Annotated in this window: 17 protein-coding genes and 3 pseudogenes; 13 read left to right on the top strand and 7 right to left on the bottom strand. The window is 72.2% G+C overall.

From position 1 onward, the window contains the following. Nucleotides 1-102: 102 nt before the first annotated feature. Together ACFHW1_RS10970 and ACFHW1_RS10965 are read right to left on the bottom strand one after the other, a co-directional pair. Nucleotides 103-930, bottom strand: coding sequence for an SAM-dependent methyltransferase (locus ACFHW1_RS10970; RefSeq protein WP_416615338.1), 828 nt, complete (start codon nt 928-930; stop codon nt 103-105). A 144-nt stretch (nt 931-1,074) separates the two neighbouring features. Then, the gene (locus ACFHW1_RS10965) at nt 1,075-1,740 is read right to left on the bottom strand and encodes an HAD family hydrolase (RefSeq protein WP_416557303.1); all 666 of its coding nucleotides are present in this window, start codon (nt 1,738-1,740) and stop codon (nt 1,075-1,077) included. Between the two features lie 143 nt (nt 1,741-1,883). On the opposite strand from ACFHW1_RS10965, the gene ACFHW1_RS10960 reads away from it, so the two are divergent. The 8 genes and pseudogenes from ACFHW1_RS10960 to ACFHW1_RS10925 all read left to right on the top strand — a co-directional run bounded on the left by ACFHW1_RS10960 (nt 1,884) and on the right by ACFHW1_RS10925 (nt 6,479). Continuing rightward, the gene (locus ACFHW1_RS10960; protein WP_416557302.1) at nt 1,884-2,744 is read left to right on the top strand and encodes a universal stress protein; all 861 of its coding nucleotides are present in this window, start codon (nt 1,884-1,886) and stop codon (nt 2,742-2,744) included. 208 nt (nt 2,745-2,952) lie between these two features. Further along, a pseudogene (locus ACFHW1_RS10955) lies at nt 2,953-3,243 on the top strand (helix-turn-helix transcriptional regulator); the annotation flags it as partial. Between the two features lie 206 nt (nt 3,244-3,449). Further along, on the top strand, nt 3,450-3,899 hold the full coding sequence (locus ACFHW1_RS10950; RefSeq protein ID WP_416557301.1) for a universal stress protein: 450 nt from the start codon (nt 3,450-3,452) through the stop codon (nt 3,897-3,899). A 10-nt stretch (nt 3,900-3,909) separates the two neighbouring features. Continuing rightward, nucleotides 3,910-4,788 carry a universal stress protein gene (locus ACFHW1_RS10945; RefSeq protein WP_416615336.1) on the top strand — a complete coding sequence of 293 codons (879 nt, stop codon included), beginning with the start codon at nt 3,910-3,912 and terminating at the stop codon, nt 4,786-4,788. 244 nt (nt 4,789-5,032) lie between these two features. After that, nucleotides 5,033-5,227 (top strand): annotated as a pseudogene (locus ACFHW1_RS10940) (hypothetical protein); the annotation flags it as partial. 43 nt (nt 5,228-5,270) lie between these two features. Beyond that, nucleotides 5,271-5,726 carry a pyruvate formate lyase family protein gene (locus ACFHW1_RS10935; RefSeq protein WP_416615334.1) on the top strand — a complete coding sequence of 152 codons (456 nt, stop codon included), beginning with the start codon at nt 5,271-5,273 and terminating at the stop codon, nt 5,724-5,726. Further along, nucleotides 5,723-6,232: pseudogene (locus ACFHW1_RS10930) on the top strand (pyruvate formate lyase family protein); the annotation flags it as partial. The gene ACFHW1_RS10935 and the pseudogene ACFHW1_RS10930, both read left to right, overlap by 4 nt. A gap of 121 nt (nt 6,233-6,353) precedes the next feature. Further along, nucleotides 6,354-6,479, top strand: a complete 126-nt coding sequence (locus tag ACFHW1_RS10925; protein WP_416568812.1) for a glycine radical domain-containing protein — start codon at nt 6,354-6,356, stop codon at nt 6,477-6,479. Between the two features lie 153 nt (nt 6,480-6,632). On the opposite strand, the gene ACFHW1_RS10920 is transcribed toward ACFHW1_RS10925, so the two are convergent. Further along, the gene (locus tag ACFHW1_RS10920; protein WP_416568785.1) at nt 6,633-7,943 is read right to left on the bottom strand and encodes an FAD-dependent oxidoreductase; all 1,311 of its coding nucleotides are present in this window, start codon (nt 7,941-7,943) and stop codon (nt 6,633-6,635) included. A 209-nt stretch (nt 7,944-8,152) separates the two neighbouring features. Then, nucleotides 8,153-8,275, bottom strand: coding sequence for a hypothetical protein (locus ACFHW1_RS10915; protein WP_416568784.1), 123 nt, complete (start codon nt 8,273-8,275; stop codon nt 8,153-8,155). Between the two features lie 521 nt (nt 8,276-8,796). Here ACFHW1_RS10915 and ACFHW1_RS10910 point away from each other — a divergent pair. The 3 genes from ACFHW1_RS10910 (at nt 8,797) to ACFHW1_RS10900 (ending at nt 12,564) form a co-directional block, all read left to right on the top strand. Beyond that, a complete protein-coding gene (locus tag ACFHW1_RS10910) occupies nt 8,797-9,903 on the top strand; it encodes an Acg family FMN-binding oxidoreductase (RefSeq protein ID WP_416615332.1) in 1,107 nt (368 codons plus the stop codon). Beyond that, nucleotides 9,900-10,778: a universal stress protein gene (locus ACFHW1_RS10905; RefSeq protein ID WP_416557296.1), complete on the top strand. Its 879-nt coding sequence runs from the start codon at nt 9,900-9,902 to the stop codon at nt 10,776-10,778. The genes ACFHW1_RS10910 and ACFHW1_RS10905 overlap by 4 nt, the downstream gene beginning before the upstream one ends. Before the next feature lie 118 nt (nt 10,779-10,896). Beyond that, nucleotides 10,897-12,564 (top strand): GAF domain-containing protein, encoded by a 1,668-nt coding sequence (locus tag ACFHW1_RS10900; RefSeq protein ID WP_416568811.1) that lies wholly within the window; start codon nt 10,897-10,899, stop codon nt 12,562-12,564. Nucleotides 12,565-12,608: 44 nt separating this feature from the next. On the opposite strand, the gene ACFHW1_RS10895 is transcribed toward ACFHW1_RS10900, so the two are convergent. Further along, a complete protein-coding gene (locus tag ACFHW1_RS10895; protein ID WP_123600861.1) occupies nt 12,609-13,247 on the bottom strand; it encodes a response regulator in 639 nt (212 codons plus the stop codon). Nucleotides 13,248-13,443: 196 nt separating this feature from the next. On the opposite strand from ACFHW1_RS10895, the gene ACFHW1_RS10890 reads away from it, so the two are divergent. Then, nucleotides 13,444-14,421 carry an Acg family FMN-binding oxidoreductase gene (locus ACFHW1_RS10890; protein ID WP_416557295.1) on the top strand — a complete coding sequence of 326 codons (978 nt, stop codon included), beginning with the start codon at nt 13,444-13,446 and terminating at the stop codon, nt 14,419-14,421. Next, a complete protein-coding gene (locus ACFHW1_RS10885; RefSeq protein WP_416615330.1) occupies nt 14,418-15,293 on the top strand; it encodes a universal stress protein in 876 nt (291 codons plus the stop codon). Before ACFHW1_RS10890 ends, ACFHW1_RS10885 begins: the two co-directional genes overlap by 4 nt. Before the next feature lie 38 nt (nt 15,294-15,331). Here the strand turns inward: ACFHW1_RS10885 and ACFHW1_RS10880 are convergent, their stop codons facing one another. Then, nucleotides 15,332-16,435, bottom strand: coding sequence for a Vms1/Ankzf1 family peptidyl-tRNA hydrolase (locus ACFHW1_RS10880; RefSeq protein WP_416615329.1), 1,104 nt, complete (start codon nt 16,433-16,435; stop codon nt 15,332-15,334). A gap of 144 nt (nt 16,436-16,579) precedes the next feature. Next, nucleotides 16,580-18,577 (bottom strand): glycogen debranching N-terminal domain-containing protein, encoded by a 1,998-nt coding sequence (locus ACFHW1_RS10875; RefSeq protein ID WP_416615386.1) that lies wholly within the window; start codon nt 18,575-18,577, stop codon nt 16,580-16,582. Between the last annotated feature and the right edge of the window lie 7 nt (nt 18,578-18,584).

Below are 18,584 nucleotides of genomic sequence, written 5' to 3'. Positions count from 1 at the left end.
GCTGTCGGACGCTAGCACGCGCGGTGTAGCCCTGCCTGCCAGCAGGCCCGGTTACGGCAAGGGCGCGGCGGCTACGACAGCGTACGGGACGGACGCGGTGGGTCAGGGTTTGCGGGCGACGCCGCCGACGAAGGTGTAGTAGGTGTCGGTCTGCTCCGACGGCTCGTCGTCATGGTCCGGGCGCCACTCCGCAAGGGGCACCAGGCCCGGTTCGAGCATCTCGAAGTCGCCGAAGTACCCGAGGATCTCGTCACGCTGGCGCCACCGACCGGTACCCAACGTCTGGTTAAAGATCTTCTCGACCACGAGCGCCTTGCGGGCGGCCTCCGGCTGGCTGTCACCCGGGTGGTGGAAGTGGGACAGGGCCAGGTAGCTCCCGCTCGGGACCGCGTTCCGGTAGACCGTCGCCACCCCGGCTGGATCCTCGTCGTCACCGAGATGGTGCAGGATGCCGAGCATCAGCAGACCGACCGGCTGATCCAGGTTGATCATCGACTGTACGTCGGGGTTGGCCAGGATCTGCTCCGGGTCGCGGGCGTCCGCCTGGACGACGGTGGTCATCGGAGAGCTGTCGAGCAGCGCCCGACCGTGTGCCAGCACCATCGGATCACTGTCCACGTACACCACCCGCACCTGCGGGTCGACCTGGTGGGCGATCTCGTGCACGTTTCCCTGGGTCGGCAGGCCCGAGCCGATGTCGAGGAACTGCCGCACGCCGGCCTCGGCGACCAGGTGCCCCACCACGCGGCGTAGGAAGCCGCGGTTGGCCCGGGCGGCCAGCGGACCGTCGGGGGTGACCTGCAGCGCCATCTCGCTGGCCTGGCGATCGACCGCGAAGTTGTCCTTGCCGCCGAGCATGTAGTCGTACACGCGGGCGACGCTAGGGCGGGTGGTGTCCACCCCGACCGGAACTCGGTCCTCAATGCTCACGGCGGAGACCTCCGGGGGATGCGTCCGACCAGGATCTCGTGGTCGGCTGGGAGCGCTGCCAGGCGCAGTCTAGAGGATCCGCCCCGGGGACTCTCCCGGCGGATCCGGCTCACCCGCGCCGGGTCGGAACCGCCGGTGGCATGTCTATCCCCTGTCGACGGCGAGGGCGAGCACCCGGTCGACCGTCACCTCGTCGAGGCGGTCGACGACGAGCGTCGCGCCGGCCAGGGCGTCGGCCGCCGGCGGATACGCGGGGTGTGGCACCGCGACCACCACCAGACCGGCGGCCACGGCGGACCGCAGCCCGTTGCTCGAATCCTCCACCGCCAGGCACCGCCCCGGCGGTTCGCCGAGCAGCCGTGCCGCCACCTGGTAGACCTCGGGGTCCGGCTTGCCGGCCGCGCACTCCTCGGTCGACACGGTCGCCCGGAACGCCTCGGTGAGCCCCGCCGTGGCCAGCACCTGTTCGATCAGACGGCGGGGGGAGGAGCTGGCCAGCGCGAGCGGGAACCGCCCGGCGAGGTCGCGGACCACCTCGATCGCGCCTGGGATCAACGGCAGCTCGGCCCGGTACCGCGCCGCCATGGCGTCGATCACCTCGTCAGCGACCCGGTCGGCGCCGCGCCCGACGCCGAGGTCCGCGTCCAGGTAGCCGGCCCACTCCGGGGTGCTCATCCCCATCAGCCGCTGCTGGGCGTCCGGCAGCCACCGACCACCGGCCCCGGCCACGTAGTCGCGCCGGACCTGCTCCCAGACCGGCTCGGTGTCGATGAGTACGCCGTCCATGTCGAACACCACCGCCGAGATCATGACCCCATCCTGCCCGGTCGACCGGAATCGACCCGGAGCGGGGTCACTGAGCGCTATCCTCGCAGGTGAGCTCCCCTTTCTCGATCCGAGCCGGGTCGCTGCAGCGGCCCACGCACCGGACTGAAGCGGTGAAAGGAGTTGCGATGTCGGAGCACGCCGCACCGGCCCGCGACCGGATCATAGCCGGCGTCCACGACTCGGCATCCAGCTGGGCCGCCGTCGCCCTGGCCGCCCGGGAAGCCGCCACCGCGCACCGGCCGCTGCGGCTGGTGCACGCCCTCAACTGGATCCCGGACGACCTGTCCGGTGGCGACGACCCCCAGCCGGACGCCTACCAGCTCGTCGAACGCGCTGTGGAGATCGCCACCCGGACGGCCCCCGGAATCGACGTCACCACCGAGGTGTCCGAGAACGCCCCGGCCACCGCGCTGCTCCGGGAGTCCCGGATGGCGTCGTTGATCGTGATCGGCGACGGGGACCTGGCCCGGTGGACCTGCCTGCCGCTGGACGCACTCGCCGTACAGATCGCCGCCCGCGCCGACTGCTCGGTGCTGGTCGCCCGGGCCGGCTCCGAGCCGGCCCCCGAACCGGCCGCGCCGGTGCTGGTCGGCGTGGACGGCTCAGCCGGCTCGGAGCGGGCGCTCGGCTTCGCCTTCGACGCCGCCGCGCAACGGGACAGCGACCTGATCGTCGTGCGCAGTTGGGAGAGCGAGTCGAGCTGGGCCGACGCCTCGGCGGCGACCGCCGACGAACTCGCTGCGGCGGTGACCCCGTGGCAGGAGAAGCATCCCGACGTCGCGGTCCGTCAGCAAGTGGTGAACGGCCCGCCGGCCCGGGTGCTGATCGAGCGTGCCACCCAGGCCGGTCTGGTGGTCGTCGGAGCCCGTGGCGACCATCCGCTGCGGGTTCCGCTCGGCGCGGTCAGCCAGGCGGTGCTGCACCATGCCGGGTGCGCGACGGCGATCGTCCGCGAAGGCGGCCCCCGGCCGGCCGTCGGCGACTGACCGGCGTGCGGGTCACCCTCGACCGTGCAGGAGGCGGGCGCCACGGGTCGTCGCCGACAGCCGTCGTCCCTGGTGGGCCCGGATGCTAGGGGCCCGACGGTTGAGCCGGTGAGCCGGCCCGCCCGGTCGGGACACGGCAGCACGGAACGGTCAGGACACGGCAGCCATGTGGACGATGTTCACGTATTGGTACTCATATGATTACGCTGTGACAACCCCCGACACGTGGCGCCTTCCGCCCTGGACCCTCCTCAGCAACCACGGACACGTCCTGCTCGCCATCGCCCGCGACCCACGGGCCCGGCTGCGGGACGTGGCGGCGCGGGTCGGGATAACCGAACGCGCGGCGCACACCATCGTCGCCGACCTGGAGGAAGCCGGATACCTCGCCCGGCACCGGGTCGGCCGGCGCAACGAGTACACGGTCAATCCGCACGTGCCGTTCCGACATCCGGCCGAATGCGACCACCTGGTCGGCGAACTACTCGCGCTGTTCACCGGCGGCCAGCCGGCATCGGCCGGACCGCCGACGCCGACGCCGACCGTATCGCCGCCGGCCGATCCACATCCGACCCCGGCCGGGCCGCCGACGCCGGCCGGTCGACCGACGGGACCCCAGTCCCGCAACGGCGGGTCCTTCGCACCTGTCCCCCAGCCGTCGACGGAGGTGGACTGTAGTCAGGTGCGACTGAAGGAGTGAGGACCATGAGCGCCAGTCACCTGATCGTCGTCGGTGTCGACGGCTCCGAGGGCAGCCGCCAGGCTCTCGACTGGGCCGCCAGGGAAGCCGCCGAGCGGGGCGGCGCGCTGCGCGCCGTCGTCGCCTGGCGGTGGGACGGTGGAACCACGGTCAGCCCCATCGAGGAGCGGCAACGCGCCAGCGAACTGCTGGACCAGGAGATCACCGCGCTGACCGCCCGGGTCGGATCGGCGTCGCCGGTCGTCGGCGAGGTGGTCGAGGGCCGCGCCGCCGACGTGCTGACCACCGCCGCCCGCGGCGCGGACCTGCTGGTCCTGGGCAGCCACGGGCACGGCCGCCTGCAGCACACCGTGCTCGGCTCGGTCAGCGAGGAGTGTATCCGCAAGGCCACCTGCCCGGTCGTGGTGATCCCCGTTCCCGCGCTGGTCTGCTCGGCCGCCGACCCCACGAGCTGAGCCGGAGGTGATGGCCGTGATCAGGCCGGTCGTCGTAGGGTACGACGGCTCGTCCAGCGCCGACGCCGCGGTCAGCTGGGCGGTCGCCGAAGCCGTCCGGACCGCCACCCCGGTGGTCCTCGCGTTCGCTTTCGAGTGGCCGACCGGGACCGGTCCGCTGGCCCCCGTGCCGACCAGCTGGCCGAACGCGGCCTCCCGGCGCGACGCGGAGACGATGCTGCGGGTGGCGGCCGCCGAGGCCGCCGAGACGCACCCGGACGCCGACATCAGCACCGTCGTCCTCGACGGACCCGCCGCCCTACGGCTGCGTGAGAAGTCCCGGGACGCGGCGCTGCTGGTGGTCGGCAACCGGGGGCACGGCGGCTTCGCAGACCTGCTGCTCGGGTCGACCAGCGTGGCCGTCTCCGCGCACGCACACTGCCCGGTGGTGGTGGTTCGCGGTGCGGCACACCCCACCGCCTCAGTGGTGGTCGGCGTGGACGGCTCCGAGCCGTCACTGGCCGCGCTGCGCTTCGCCGTCGAGCAGGCGGCCAGCCGGCTGGTGCCGCTGCGGGTGCTGCGTGCCTGGCACCCACCGGCACAGCGGTGGCAGCCACCGGCCTTCGACCCTCGGGAGATCGTCGCCGCCGAGCGTGCCCTGCTCGACGACGAGCTGACCGGGTGGCGGGAAAAGTATCCCGAGGTCACGATGACCGCCGAGGCGGTTGGCGACAACCCGGGCCGGGTCCTGGTCGACGCGTCGCGTACCGCCAGCCTGGTGGTGGTCGGCTCGCGCGGCCGGGGCGGCTTCACCGGCCTGCTACTCGGCTCGGTGTCGCAGCAGCTGCTGCACCACAGTCACAGCCCGGTCGCGGTGATCCGCGACACCATCCCGGCCGACGTGCCCTGAGCTGGCGCGCCGACGACCACCCGCCCGGCGGGCCGTCCCTTGACCCGCCGGGCCTTCCACCCATGGAGGCTGACGTGTTCGCCGAGCAGATCCACGATCCGTGGCGGACCTTCCAGGGACGACGGTGGCGGGACACGATCGACGTGGCCGCCTTCGTCCAGGCCAACCACACGCCGTACACCGGCGACGCCGGGTTCCTGACCGGCCCGACCGGACCCGGGCGGTCTGGGACCGGCTGCGGGACATGTTCGTCGAGGAACGCCGTCGGGGCGTCTACGACGTCGACTTCGCGACGCCGTCCACGATCACCGCGCATGCTCCCGGCTACCCGGCCGACCCACAGGTGCACCGAATCTTCACCACGTACCGCAAGACCCACAACGACGCCGTCTTCGACGCCTACCCGGCCGACGTACTGCGGGCCCGCCGCTCGCACATCGTCACCGGGCTGCCGGACGCCTACAGGCGGGGACGGATCATCGGTGACTATCGGCGGGTTCGCCCTGTACGGTGTGGACCGGTTGATCGCCGACCGCCGGGCGCAGCGCGAGGCGCTGGACCTGGTCCCGTCCACCGACGACGTGATCCGCGACCGGGCGGAGCTGGCCGAGCAGATCCGGGCACTCGGTGAGCTGGTCGAGATGGCAGCCGCGTACGGCTACGACGGCTCACGGCCGGCCGCCGGCGCCCGGGAGGCGGTCCAATGGCTGTACTTCGCCTATCTGGCCGCCGGCAAGGAGCAGAACGGCGCGGCGATGTCGCTCGGCCGGACCGCCACGTTCCTCGACGTCTACCTGCAGCGCGACATCGACTCCGGGCAGCTGACCGAGCTGGCCGCGCAGGAGCTGGTCGACGACTCTGCGCTCAAGTTGCGGATCATCCGCTTCCTGCGCACCCCGAGTACGACGAACTCTTCTCCGGCGACCCCACCTGAGTGACCGAATCCCTCGGCGGGACCGGCACCGACGGACGGACCCTGGTCACCCGGACCACGTTCCGCTACCTGCAGACGCTCTACAACCTGGGACCGGCGCCGGAGCCGAACCTGACCGTACTCCGGTCCCCCACGCTGCCCGACGGGCTCAAGAAATTCTGCGCCCAGGTGTCGCTGGACGCCAGCGCCATCCAGTACGAGAACGACGACACGCTGCGGTCCTGGTACGACGACGACACCGCGATCGCCTGCTGCGTGTCGGCGATGCGCCTCGGCCGGGACATGCAGTTCTTCGGGGCCCGGGCAAACCTGGCCAAGGCCCACGCGATCAACGGCGGCCGCGATGAGGTCACCGGCGAGCAGATTGCCCCGGTGAGTCAGCCGGTCGGCGGGGAGGTCCTCGACTACGACGAGGTCCTCGCGGCCTTCGACCGGACGTTGGACTGGCTGGCCGCCACCTACGTCACCGCGCTCAACGTCATCCACCACATGCACGACCGGTACGCGTACGAACGGTTGCAGATGGCGCTGCACGACTACCCGGTGCACCGGTTCCTGGCCTGCGGGATCGCCCGCCAGCGGCTTCCACCTCAACGTCAACGTGTTGGACCGGGCCACCCTGGAGGACGCGATGGGGCACCCGGAGCGGTACCCGCAGCTGACCATCCGGGTCAGCGGGTACGCGGTGAACTTCGTGCGGCTCACCGCCGAGCAGCAGCGCGACGTCATCTCCCGGACGTTCCACGGAGGGCTGTGAGGTGACCACCGGGGCGGTCCACTCGTACGACGTGTCGATTGGGGCGGACGGCCCCGGTACCCGGTTCGTCGCGTTCCTCGCCGGCTGTCCGCTGGCGGCTCGCCGACCGGGGCACCCCGATCTGGGTCCGGTTCGTGCTGGCGTCCACCGGACTCACCGGCTACCGACCTGGTCGCCGTAGGCCGCGGCGACCGGGCGGTCGGCCCGCCACGCCGGTGACCAGCGGAAACGGTGAGTGCCGCCACGCCAGCCGCCGACGGCCGCCGACCTGACCGGTGCGGCGGCAAGTTCGGCGGCGATCTGCCGGACCTGGTGGTAGCCGGTGGCCATCAGGAAGGCCGACGCCCGGCCGTAGCTCTTGATGCCGACGACAAAGTAGCCCGGCTCGGGATGGCGCAGCTCGTCGACTCCGGGTGCCGGCGCCGACCAACCCCGGGCCGGCCCGGGGTCGAGCAGGGTGGCCAGGCCACGGCTGGTGCCGAGCACCGGGTCCAGGTCGAGGCGGAGCTCGCTGGCGAGCCGGTGGTCGGCACGGAACCCGGTGGCGACCACCACCCGGTCGGCGACGACGGTCCGCCCGTCGCGGCTGGACAGCCGGACCGGGCCAAGGTCGGACAGCTGCTCCACCCGATGCGTGACGAATCCGGTCTCCAGGACGATCCGACCAACGTCGACCAGTTGGCGCAGCCGGGTGCCGATCGCCCCGCGTGCCGGCAACGCGTCGGCGGCACCCGGGGCGAAGATCGGATCGGCGGTGACCCGACGGACCGCCCAGGTGATCCGGGTGCCAGGCTGCTGGTCGGCCAGTTCGATCAGGTCGAGCAAGGTGTTGGCGGCCGAGTGTCCGGCGCCCACCACGACGGTGTGCCGGCCGGCATGTTCCGCGCGGTTGACGCCGAGCACATCGGGCAGGGCGAAGTCGAGATGTGCGGCTGCGGCCGGCTCGCCGAACGCGGGCAGGCCCTCGCCGCCCAGATGGTTGGGGGTGTCCCAGGTCCCCGACGCGTCGACAACGGCGCAGGCGAGTTGTTCGGTGCCATCGGCCAGGCGGGCCACGAACGGCGCGTCGCCGCGTCCGGGGCCGCGCAGCCGGTCGACGCCGAGCCGGGTGATCCCGGTGACCCGGGTGCCGTAGCGGATCCGGTCGGCCAGCACTGGCAGCTTCGCCAGCGGCAGCAGGTACTCCTCGATCAGTTCGGCTCCGGTCGGGTGGTGCCCGGGTTCGGGTACCGACCAGCCGGCGGCGTCGAGCAGTCGGCCGGCAACCGGGTCGATGTTGTCCCGCCAGCTGCTGAACAGCCGTACATGCTGCCAGTTGCGGATCGCGGCACCGGCGGCGGCGCCTGCTTCCAGCACCAGCGACGGGACCCGGTGCCCGGTGAGGTGGGCGGCGGCGGCCAGTCCCACCGGGCCGGCGCCGATCACGACCACGGGCAGTTGCCGGGCGGCGTACTCGATGCTCATCTGTCTCCTCTCGACGTGGTGGCGGCCAGCCGAGACGGCAGCACGCAGCGGGGACGTCCGCGAGTTGGCCCGTCACCCCATCAGTTGAATCGATGCCTATCGAGACAACGCATCATGCTGTACCGCGCCCTGAGCTCCGGCTGGGCGGACACGCTTCCAACGACCACCCCACCGCAGGCGTTCGCACACTGGGTCCGATTACCAACCGGTCACTTCGTCGCGACCATCACCCGTCGCGACCCGCGCAGCCACGACCAGCCCAGCACGCTCCCGGCCGCAACCGTTTGAATGTCGATTTCGCCACGGCCCGGCACCTGGAAGTTCAACACCACCTGCCCGGTCCGCAGCAGCCAGAACCGGTCCGCCGTCCGCCCCTTCCGGAAGATCTGCTGCCCGCTGTGCCGGACCCCGGGGCGCGCCTGGTACGACAGCCGCTCCAGCCAGGGCCGGGGTAGGTCGGCCAGGAACGACCGGCCGAGCCGGACGTGCCGCGTCGGCCGCCCAGACCACCGACCGAGTCGGTGCTCGGCGCCGGCCTGCTCACCGGGTGCTCACCACCGGCGCGCCTCCAACGGGGTACGGCGGCGGATGGCGAACCCGGCGTTGGTTTTCGCAGTGGCCGGCGCGGGTCTGCTGCAGCTCGCCGGGGTCTACCTCGGCCCGCTGCACACGCTGCTGGGCGCCGAGCCGCTGGCGCTTACCCGAGTTGGCGGCCTGTGCCGCTGTCGCGGCGCTGCCCGCACTGGTGTTACATCTGTCCCGGAGCGGGAACGGACGTGGTTCGGGTCCGGATTCCCCGCGTCCCGTCGGCCGTGAGCCGGCGGCGTAGCAGACCCTGACCAGGAGGCAGCAGATGGACGAGGCGACCACCAAGGGGACCAGCACCAGCACCAGCACCGGGACCGGCGTCGACACGGCGGTGACCGGCGCCGACGCCGCGACCGGCGCCCGGCCGTTGGCCGCCGTACTGACCGAGGCCGCCGCAGCCGCCGGCCACGCGCCGTCGGTGCACAACACCCAGCCCTGGCACTGGCGGGTTCGGCCGGACAGTCTGGAGCTGCGCGCTGCCCGGGATCGGCAGTTGCCGGCCACCGATCCGGACCGCCGGTTACTGATCCTCAGCTGCGGTGCCGCGCTGCACCACGCGAGGATCGCGCTCGCCGCCCAGGGTTGGACGGCCCAGGTGCAGCGGTCGCCGGACCCGGCCGAGGAGGATCTGCTGGCGGTGCTACGACCCACCGAACGGATCGCGATCCAGCCCGACACCGTCCGGATGTTCCAGGCGATGCAGGTGCGACACACCGACCGCCGGCCGGTCAGCGACGAGCCGCTGCCGGTCGCGGCGGTCACCGCGATCACCGCCGCCGCCGGAGCCGGCGTCCAGCTGCAAATCCTCTCCTCCGACCAGGTGATGCTGCTCGCCGCAGCAGCCAGCCGGGCGGAGGAGGTCGAGTCGGAGGACCCGCAGATCCGCAGCGAGCTCGACTACTGGACCGGGCTGGGCACCCCGCCCGGCACCGGACTGCCCGACGAGGTCCTGCCGGAACGCGCCGCGCAGACCACGGTGCCCGGACGCGACTTCGGCCGGGCCGGCACTCTGCCGGTCGGCGGCGGGCACGACCGGGCTGCCGTCTACGCCCTGCTCTTCGGTGCCGACGACGAACCGGCGTCCTGGCTGGCCGCCGGCGAGGCGCTCTCCTCGGCCTGGCTGACCGCGACCGAGCTGGGCATTTCGGTGGTGCCGCTGAGCGGGGCGGTCGAGGTGGCCGCCACCCGGCAGACCTTGCGGCACATCCTCGCCGGGCTCGGCTACCCGTACCTGGTGCTACGGCTCGGCATCGCCAGCCCGGACCACGCCGGCCCGCCGCACCCGCCGAGGATGCCGGCGGCGCAGCTGGTGGACACCAGTGCGGTGGACACCGCAAAACCCCACGCCGCCGACCCTGCGGAGGGCCGATGAGTCCCGACGGACCCGTACTGGTCGGTGTCGACGGTTCCAAGGCCGCAGTGCAGGCCGCCCGGCTGGCCGCCCGGGAGGCCGCGATGCGACGGCGCCCGCTGCGGATCGTGCACGCCTTCGTCTGGCCGGCGCTGCAGGCACCGATGGCGTTGGCACCAGCGGTGCCGCCGGAGGGCGAAGTCGAACGGTACACCCGGGAGATCGTCGACGAGGCCGCCCGGGCGGCGGCCGACGAGGCGCCGCAGCTCGAGATCGCCACCCAGGTGGTCGACGGGGCCGCCACCGTGGTCCTGCTCGCCGAGGCCCGCTCCGCAGCGCTGGTCGTCCTCGGCGACCACGGGTTCGGACCGATCTCCGGGGCGCTGGTCGGCTCGGTCGCCTCCCAGGTGGCGACCCACGCCGACGGTCCGGTGCTGGTGGCCCGGGGCGACTGTGACCGCAGCGGTCCAGTGATCGTCGGGGTGGACGGCTCCGAGCTGTCCGCACAGGCCGTCGGCTTCGCCGCCGAGGCGGCCGACCTGCGTGGCACGGAGCTGCTCGCGGTCCACACCTGGACCCATCCGCCGTCGATCGGACCGGGTGACATGCAACCGCTGGTCTACGACGCGGCAGCCCTGCAGGCAGAGGAGGAGGCGCTGCTCGCCGAGTCGGTGGCCGGGGTCCGCGAGCGGCATCCCGACCTGACCGTACGGCAGTTGTCGGTCCAGGGTCGGGCGACCAAGGTGCTGACCGAAGAGTCGGCCCGGGGTCAGCTGCTGGTGATTGGCGCCCGCGGGCGGGGCGGCTTCACCGGGCTGCTGCTCGGCTCGGTGAGCAACGCCCTGCTGTACCGCAGTCAGTGTCCGCTGGTCGTCATCCGGCCGACCCGGCACTGAGTGGGCCGGCCCGGCGGGCGGCGAGCCGAGCCGGTCCGGCGACGGGCCGGTTAGCATCGTCGCTGTGAGCGCCGCGAACCCCCCGCCGGACGAGCACCGCGACGCGCCGTCGCTCGGGCTGACCCCACTGTCCCGGGTCCGACTGGACCAGCTGCTACACGAGATGCTCGACCGGGTCGGCGAGGTCGTCACCAGTCGGGAGCGGCTCCGTGCGTTGCTCGACGCGGTGGTCGGCATCGGCACCGACCTGGAGCTGCACAGCACCTTGCGGCGCATCGTCGAGGCGGCGTGCGGGTTGGCCGGGGCCCGGTACGGCGCCCTCGGGGTGATCGGCCCGGACCGCCAGCTGGTCGATTTCGTCACCCACGGCATCGATCCGCAAACGCACGCGGCGATCGGTGACCTGCCGCACGGTCGAGGCGTTCTCGGCCTGCTCATCGACGATCCGGCGCCGGTGCGGATGCCGGACATCACCAGGCACCCCCGGTCGTACGGGTTTCCGCCGCACCATCCGCCGATGCACAGTTTCCTGGGAGTGCCGCTGCGCATCCGCAACCAGGTCTTCGGCAACCTGTACCTGGCCGAGAAGCAGGGTGCGGCCGAGTTCACCGAGGACGACGAGGAGATCGTGACGGCGCTGGCCGCCGCCGCCGGCGTGGCGATCGAAAACGCCCGGCTGTACGAGTTGGCCAACCGACGCGAACGTTGGCTGGCCGCCACCGCGGAGATCACCGGCGTACTGCTCGGCACCGTGCGCCGCACCGACGCGCTGACCCTGGTCGCCCGGCGGGCACGTGAGGTGGCCGAGGCAGACATGGTCCTGGTCCTGGTCAACGACGACGAGGCGGCCCAGTTCACGGTCGAGGTGGTGGACGGGTCGACCTTCGGGCTGGTCGGCGCGGTGCTGCCGGCTGGTGAGACCAGCTTCGCCGGCGCGATCACCAGCGGTGAGCCGATCATGGTGGAGAGCCTGGCGAAGGCGGCACCGTGGCCGGTGCCGGTCACCGCCGGACCAGCGGTGATCTCTCCACTGACGGTCGCGGAGACGCTGCACGGCGTGCTGGTGGTGGCGCACCACGCGGACGCTGCCGGGCCGACCGACGGGGACGCGCCGCTGCTGGCCAGCTTCGCCGGTCAGGCGGCGCTGGCCATCGAGCGGGCCCGAGCGCAGGAGGAACGCGAGCTGCTCGTGGTGCTGGAGGACCGGGAACGGATCGCCCGCGACCTGCACGACGTGGTGATCCAGCGGCTGTTCGCCACCGGGCTGCAGTTGCAGAGCGCCATGCCGCTGTGCAGTGGTCGACCGGAGATCGGAAAACGGATCAACACCGCCGTCGACGATCTGGACTCCACCATCCGGGACATCCGCCGGGCGATCTTCGAGCTGCGTACCCCGATGAGCGCGGCCCTGCGTACCGAGTTGCGCGAGGCGGTCGACCTGGCCGCCGACGGGTTGGGCTTCCGGCCCGCCCTGCAGCTGGACGGGCCGGTGGACAGCGCCGTGCCGGACCAGCTCCGTCCGGACCTGCTGGCGGTGCTGCGAGAGGCGCTGTCCAATGTAGTACGGCATGCCCGGGCGAATCAGGTGACGGTACGGGTGTCGGCACTCGAAGGTGAACTCGCGCTCACGGTGACCGATGACGGGATCGGGGTGGACCCGGCCGCCGCCCGGGGTGGGCTGGTCAACATGCGAGAACGTGCCGAGCAGCGCGGCGGAGCCTTCTCGGTGGCCGCCGGGGATCCCCGCGGCACCATCCTTACCTGGAAGGTCCCGTTACGGGACTGATCTGACCCGGCAAGGTCCCGTTACGGGACTGATCTGACCGAGGGTCAGTGACGCGGGCCGAGCAGCCGGGTGGCGAGCACCGCCGCCTGGGTCCGCCGTTCCAAGCCGAGCTTGGCGAGCAGACTGGAGACGTAGTTCTTCACGGTCTTCTCGGCAAGGAACATCTTGCCGGCGATCTCCCGGTTGGTCAGCCCTTCGGCGACGTACTCCAGGATCCGGCGTTCCTGCTCGGTGAGCGACTTCAGCTCGTGCGGCTCCTCGACGCCGCTGCGAATTCGCTCCAGCACCCGGCGGGTCACCGCCGGGTCGAGCAACGACTGACCGGCCGCCACCCGGCGTACCGCGTCCACCAGGTCGGTGCCCCGGATCTGCTTGAGCACGTAGCCGGCGGCACCGGCCATGATTGCGGCGAAGAGCGCTTCGTCGTCCTCGTACGAGGTGAGAATGAGCCCGTTGATGGACGAGTCGACGGCCCGCACGTCGCGACAGACGTCGATGCCGTTGCCGTCCGGCAGTCGAGCGTCGAGAATCGCCACGTCCGGGCGCAGCGCCGGGATGCGCCGGGCCGCCTCCTGCGCGGACCCGGACTCGCCGATCACCTCGATGTCGCCGCTGCTCTGCAGCAGGTCGGCAAGGCCACGGCGGACGACCTCATGGTCGTCGAGCAGGAAGACGCGGATCATCCCCTGTTTCTACCCTGTCGCGGGGCGCGGCGGCCAGGGACCAAAGTCCCGGGCGCCGGGACCGGCCGGGCCGGCCGGGGACCGGGTGCCGGTGACGGTGGGGCGCGGCAGGCAAGACGGACGGGCCCGGTGGCCCGGGAGGATCCGGGACGTACGACCCTGCCGGTGCCGGCCCGGGACCGGGCACCGTGTAGTCATGCTGACCACCACGTTCACCATGGCCCAGCTGCGTACCGCGGTGACCGCGGCGGTCCGCGCCCCGTCGCTGCACAACAGCCAGCCGTGGCGGTTCCGGCTGGTCGAGGGCGCGATCGAGCTCCGGCTCGACCCGGACCGGCTGCTCACCGCCTGCGATCCGACCGGCTGGGCCGCCCGGATCGGCTGCGGGGCCGCCCTGTTCAACCTACGGCTCGCCCTGGTCGCCGCCGGCACACCGGCCGAGGTCCGGCTCCGCCCCGAGCCGGCCGACCCGTGGCTGCTGGCCCGGCTGGTGCCCGGACCGCCGCGGCCGGCCACGCCGGCCGAGTCCCGGCTGTACGCCGCGGTGCCACGCCGGCACAGCAACCGGCTGCCGTTGCGGCCGGACCCGGTGCCGCCGCCGGAGCGGCGGCGGCTGATCGAGGCGGCCCGGGCCGAGGGCGGCTGGCTGGAGCTGGTGGTCGGCTCAACCGCCGTCACCGCCGTAGCGGAGATCGCCACCAGCGCCAACCGGGTGCTCGACCGGGATCCCGGGTACCGGGCGGAAGTGGCCAGGTGGACCCGGCACTTCCCGGCACCGGACGGGGTGCCGGCGGCCGCCGGCGGACCGGTCGCGGAGCCGCACGATCTACTTCCCCGACGACCGTTTGGCAGTACCCGCCGCGCTGCGGGACGCGATTTCGAGTCCGAACCGCTGGTGGCGGTGCTCGGCGCGACCGGCAACACGCCAAGCGACCAGCTGACCGCCGGGCAGGCGCTGCAGCGGGTGCTGTTGACGGCCACCGACGCTGGCCTGGCGACGTCGATGCTGTCCCAGCCGATCGAGGTCGCTCAGGCCCGCGAGCAGCTCCGGCTGGCGCTCGGCCGGTTCGGAACACCACAAATGGTCATCAGGATCGGATACGGTCAGCCCGGCCGACCGACGCCACGTCGGGATCCGGCCAACGTGATCGACACGGTCCGGGAGGAACGATGAGTGACCCGATCGTCTCAGGGGTGGACGGATCACCAGCCAGCCTGTGCGCCGCCCGACACGCCGCCGAGGCCGCGGTCCGGCACGGCGCGCCGTTGGTGCTGGTCCACGGCTATCTGCACGCCTTCGGGTACGGGATCCCGATCAATCCGTACGACGGCGAACTACCCGGGCCGAACGAGGAAGGTGAGCGGATGCTCGCCGAGACCGCCGCGCAGCTGCGCGCCGAGCGGCCCGGCATCACGGTGCAGACCCGGCAGGTGGCGGCCGGCGGGGCACCGACCTTGATCGAGGAGTCCCGGCACGCGGAGCTCGTGGTGGTCGGCAGTCGGGGCCTCGGCGGTTTCACCGGACTGCTGCTCGGCTCGGTCAGTTCACAGGTGGCCGGGCACGCGCACTCCCCGGTGCTGGTGGTCCGACCACCGGACGCGCCGGTCGAGGCGGACGGCCCGGTGCTGGTCGGCGTCGACGGGTCGGCGCACGCGGAGCAGGCCCTGCACGCCGCGGCCGACGAAGCCGCCGCGCGCAGGGTCGGGCTGGCCGTACTCCACGTGTGGTGGCCGAGTCCGATGCGGGACAGCACCGAAGTCGCGGCGCCGGCCGACAGCGCCCGCCGGGAGGCCGACGAACTGCTCGACGCCGCGGTCGCCGCCGTTCGGCGACACCATCCGGACCTGCCCATCGAGCGGCGGCCGTTGGAAGGGGTCGAGGCCGACGCGGTGATGGTCGAGGCGAGCCGCAAGGCGGGTCTGGTGGTGGTTGGTTCCCGCGGTCGGGGTGGCTTCACCGGGCTGCTGCTCGGCTCGGTCAGCCAGACGCTGGTGCACCACGCGCACTGCCCGGTGCTGGTGGCCCGCCCGCATTCGCACCGCTGACCGGCCCGCCAGCCGGGTCGGACGTCCCGGCCGCCCGGTCAGACGGTGTAACGCAGGATCGCACCGATGCCGTCGGGCACCTGGTCGGCGAGCTTGTCCGGCACCACCACCAGCCGGGCGCCGCCGGCGAGGGCGGCCCGCACGGCGGCGTCACCCAGCGGCACCTCGACGGGGTCTGTCACTCCGAAGACGGCCACCGCACCGGCCGTGGCACCCACCTGGTCGGGCTGCGGACCGGTGTACGCCGAACGGGTCGTCAGCTGCGGACCGTCGACCAGCAGCAGAGTGTCGACCTGACGGCGGGCCAGCGTCGCGAGGGTGTCCGACGCTCCACCGGCGGCCCGGTCGGCCTGGCCGATCTCCCGCCGGTACGCCGCCACGGCGGCGGCCACGTCGGCGTCGGCAATGTCTTCCACCACGTCGACGGCCTGTTCGACCGCCGCGTCGGTGGTGTCGTAGGCGCCCTGCACCTCGTGCAGCAGTGCGGCGACCCGGGTCGGTGACTTGTCCCGCAGGAACTGCACCGCCCGGACGTCCCCGGTGACCACGACCGCTCGGGGGCGGACCTCGTCGACCAGTTCGGTGAGCCGCTCGGCCACCAGCGTCGCGTTGGCCTCCCACCGGTCCTCGGCCCGCTGCTGGTACCGCCGCTGGGACCAGCCACCCGGATGCGACCGGGTGATGTGCAACGTCTCCCCGGCGACCGTCTCGGTCACCTCCACACCGTCCGGCTGCAGGGCGACGATCTCGGCGCCGACCCGGTCGGTCGCCACCACCAGCACGGGCAGCTGCCGCTGCTCCCAGCGCAGTAGCGGCAGCAGGTGCGCGACCGGACCATAGCTGGCGGTCTCCCGATCCGGTGGTTCCGGCAGCTGGCGTACCAGCCGCACCCGGTCGGCGTCGGCGACCACCACCAGGGTGTCGCCGTCGAGATTGGCCCGCCCGGTCAACCCACCGATCACGTCGAGCAGGTGGTCGGGCGCGCCCGCCTCGGCCAACTGCCGACGCGCCGCCCGCCAGCGCAGCTGGACCTGCTCGGCGGTTTCCGGGGCCCGGCCGCTGGTGTCCAGGTAGAGCGACACGAACGGTCCGGGTGCGGTGGCCAGGTCGACGAGGGTGGTTCGGGGCGTGGTCGAAGTCACCGTTGGTCCTTCCCATGGTCGTACGGGGTCGGGCAGGTCGTCGCTACGGGGTACCCGGTCGCCGGTCCGGCTACTCCCCCGGCGCGTCGCCGTCGGATGCCGGCGGACGAGCCGGGTGACCGACAGGGTCGGTGCCAGCGCGGGTCAGTGCCCGCGACCGAACGCGTCGACCACGCCCCAGCGACCGGGAATGTCCAGCAGCTCGATCCGACCGATGTCGCGCGGTAGGTGCGGGCGGACGATCAGGTGTTCACCCTTGGGGTCCAGGCCGAGCATGGAGCGCAGGAACATCAGTACCGCCCCGGCCGACCAGGCGTGCGGGCTGCAGGCAGCTGGAAACTGCACCGGATACTTGGTCAACGCTCGGTCGTAGCCGGTGAACGCGCCGGGCAGCCGCCCGTCGAAGAACTGCGCGGCCCCGATCATCGCTCCGGCGACAACGGCCGCCTCCTCGTCGAAGCCGTAACGGCGCATTCCGCAGGCGATCAGCGCGTTGTCGAACGGCCAAATCGTGCCGTTGTGGTAGCCAACCGGGCTGTACCGCCCGGCACCTCCGGCGAGGGTACGAATCCCCCAGCCGGAGAACAGCCGCCGGCTCATCAGGTGACCGACGACGTGCCGGGCCTTGTCCGGGTCGGCGATACCGCTCCACAGCAGATGCCCCATGTTCGAGGCGCAGGCGTCGATCAGGTTGCCGTCGGCGTCCATGCCGAGCGCGTAGTACCTGCCGTTGGACATCCAGAACTCCTCGTTGAACCGACGCTTGAGCTCGGCCGCCTCGCGTTCCAGCTGGTCGGCGTAGGCCGCGTCGGACCAGATGTCGCGGGCCAGCCGGGCACCCCGCCGTTTCGCGTCGTACGCGTAGCCCTGCAGTTCGCAGGTTGCGCGGGGGCCGACCGGCAGCCGACCGTCGCGGTAGGAGATGGCGTCGGCAGAGTCCTTCCACCCCTGGTTCTGCACTCCGAGGCGTTCATTGCGGCACGCGTACCAGACGTATCCGTCGCCCATGATGTCGCCGTACGAGTCGATCCAGTCCAGGGCGAGCCGGGCGTGGAACTCGAGTTCCCGGACCAGATCCGCGTCGCCGGTCCACCGTTCGTACTCGTCGAGCAGCACGACGAACAGCGGCGTGGTGTCGGCACCGCCGTAGTAGGGGCAGGCGCTGATCTCCTCGTAGCCGGCGCGTTCGCCGTACCGGAACTCCTGCAGGATCTTGCCCGGCTCCTCCTCGGCGAAGTCGTCAAGCCGGCTGCCCTGCGCATCGGCGAGGGTGTGCAGCACAGCGGGGGTGAGCTGCGGGGCGAACGGCAGTGCCTGCAGGCTAGTGATGATCGCGTCCCGGCCGAAGAAGCCCATCAGCCAGGGCAGCCCGGCGGCGAAGACCATCTCGCCGCGGGTGTTGCCCTGGAACCGCAGCGCGGCCAGGTCTACGAGGCTGCGGCGGTATGCCTGGTCGAGGCTCGCCGAGTCGCAGGTGAGGGTGGGCGCGGCGGCCAGCCATTCGTCGAGCGCCTCGCCCGTCTCCACCTTTGCGGGGGTATCGTAGGCCGGCACCGCCTCCCGGATGTCCCGCCCTTCGGTTCCGCGGCTCCAGAGCACCACCTGGAAGGTGGTATCCCAGGCGCCCTGCGGCCCGACCTGGATCTCGAAGGTCATGCCGTGGTCGTCAACGGCGGCGTCCGCGCTGCTGGATACCACGACCTCGCGTCGCTGGTTCTCCCGGTGGTAGAGCAGGCGCAGCGTGCCGTCCTCGACCGCGACGGAGATCTTGCCCTTCTTCTGCACGTCGGCGACTTCGGTGATGTCCGCGAAGTCGGTGCTGATGTCGAGGCGGATCCGCAGGTCCACCGGCACGTCCTGATGGTTCAGGACGGTGAGCCGCTCCAGGAACAGCCCGCCACCGACCGACCGCTGCCGGATCACCGAGAGGTTGGCGTCCACGTAGTGGGTCGGTTCGCCGGGCACCAGGAAGTACCGCGACTCGAAGTACCGCAGGTCGTCGACCGACAGGGCGGTGAGCCCTTCGCCGTTGACGGTGAGATCCCAGGTGGAGAGCACCCGCATGTCGAACGAGAAGAGTCCGGTGGGCAGTTCAGCCGACGGATGGATGTCTCCCCGACCGTCGCTGATCATGAACATCATGCCGTCG

This window comes from Micromonospora sp. LOL_014 (genome assembly GCF_048060245.1).
Classification (GTDB): Bacteria; Actinomycetota; Actinomycetes; order Mycobacteriales; family Micromonosporaceae; genus Micromonospora_E.
Note: the sequence above shows the minus strand (reverse complement) of the source record. Positions and strands in the feature narration are given on the sequence as shown.

What these genes read in the sequence shown, in the direction of transcription:
- ACFHW1_RS10965 (WP_416557303.1), bottom strand. Translation starts at nt 1,740, where the DNA reads ATGATCTCGGCGGTGGTGTTCGACATGGACGGCGTACTCATCGACACC.
- ACFHW1_RS10960 (WP_416557302.1), top strand. Translation starts at nt 1,884, where the DNA reads ATGTCGGAGCACGCCGCACCGGCCCGCGACCGGATCATAGCCGGCGTC.
- ACFHW1_RS10950 (WP_416557301.1), top strand. Translation starts at nt 3,450, where the DNA reads ATGAGCGCCAGTCACCTGATCGTCGTCGGTGTCGACGGCTCCGAGGGC.
- ACFHW1_RS10945 (WP_416615336.1), top strand. Translation starts at nt 3,910, where the DNA reads ATGGCCGTGATCAGGCCGGTCGTCGTAGGGTACGACGGCTCGTCCAGC.
- ACFHW1_RS10925 (WP_416568812.1), top strand. Translation starts at nt 6,354, where the DNA reads ATGGGGCACCCGGAGCGGTACCCGCAGCTGACCATCCGGGTCAGCGGG.
- ACFHW1_RS10920 (WP_416568785.1), bottom strand. Translation starts at nt 7,943, where the DNA reads ATGAGCATCGAGTACGCCGCCCGGCAACTGCCCGTGGTCGTGATCGGC.
- ACFHW1_RS10910 (WP_416615332.1), top strand. Translation starts at nt 8,797, where the DNA reads ATGGACGAGGCGACCACCAAGGGGACCAGCACCAGCACCAGCACCGGG.
- ACFHW1_RS10905 (WP_416557296.1), top strand. Translation starts at nt 9,900, where the DNA reads ATGAGTCCCGACGGACCCGTACTGGTCGGTGTCGACGGTTCCAAGGCC.
- ACFHW1_RS10895 (WP_123600861.1), bottom strand. Translation starts at nt 13,247, where the DNA reads ATGATCCGCGTCTTCCTGCTCGACGACCATGAGGTCGTCCGCCGTGGC.
- ACFHW1_RS10890 (WP_416557295.1), top strand. Translation starts at nt 13,444, where the DNA reads ATGCTGACCACCACGTTCACCATGGCCCAGCTGCGTACCGCGGTGACC.
- ACFHW1_RS10885 (WP_416615330.1), top strand. Translation starts at nt 14,418, where the DNA reads ATGAGTGACCCGATCGTCTCAGGGGTGGACGGATCACCAGCCAGCCTG.
- ACFHW1_RS10875 (WP_416615386.1), bottom strand. Translation starts at nt 18,577, where the DNA reads ATGATGTTCATGATCAGCGACGGTCGGGGAGACATCCATCCGTCGGCT.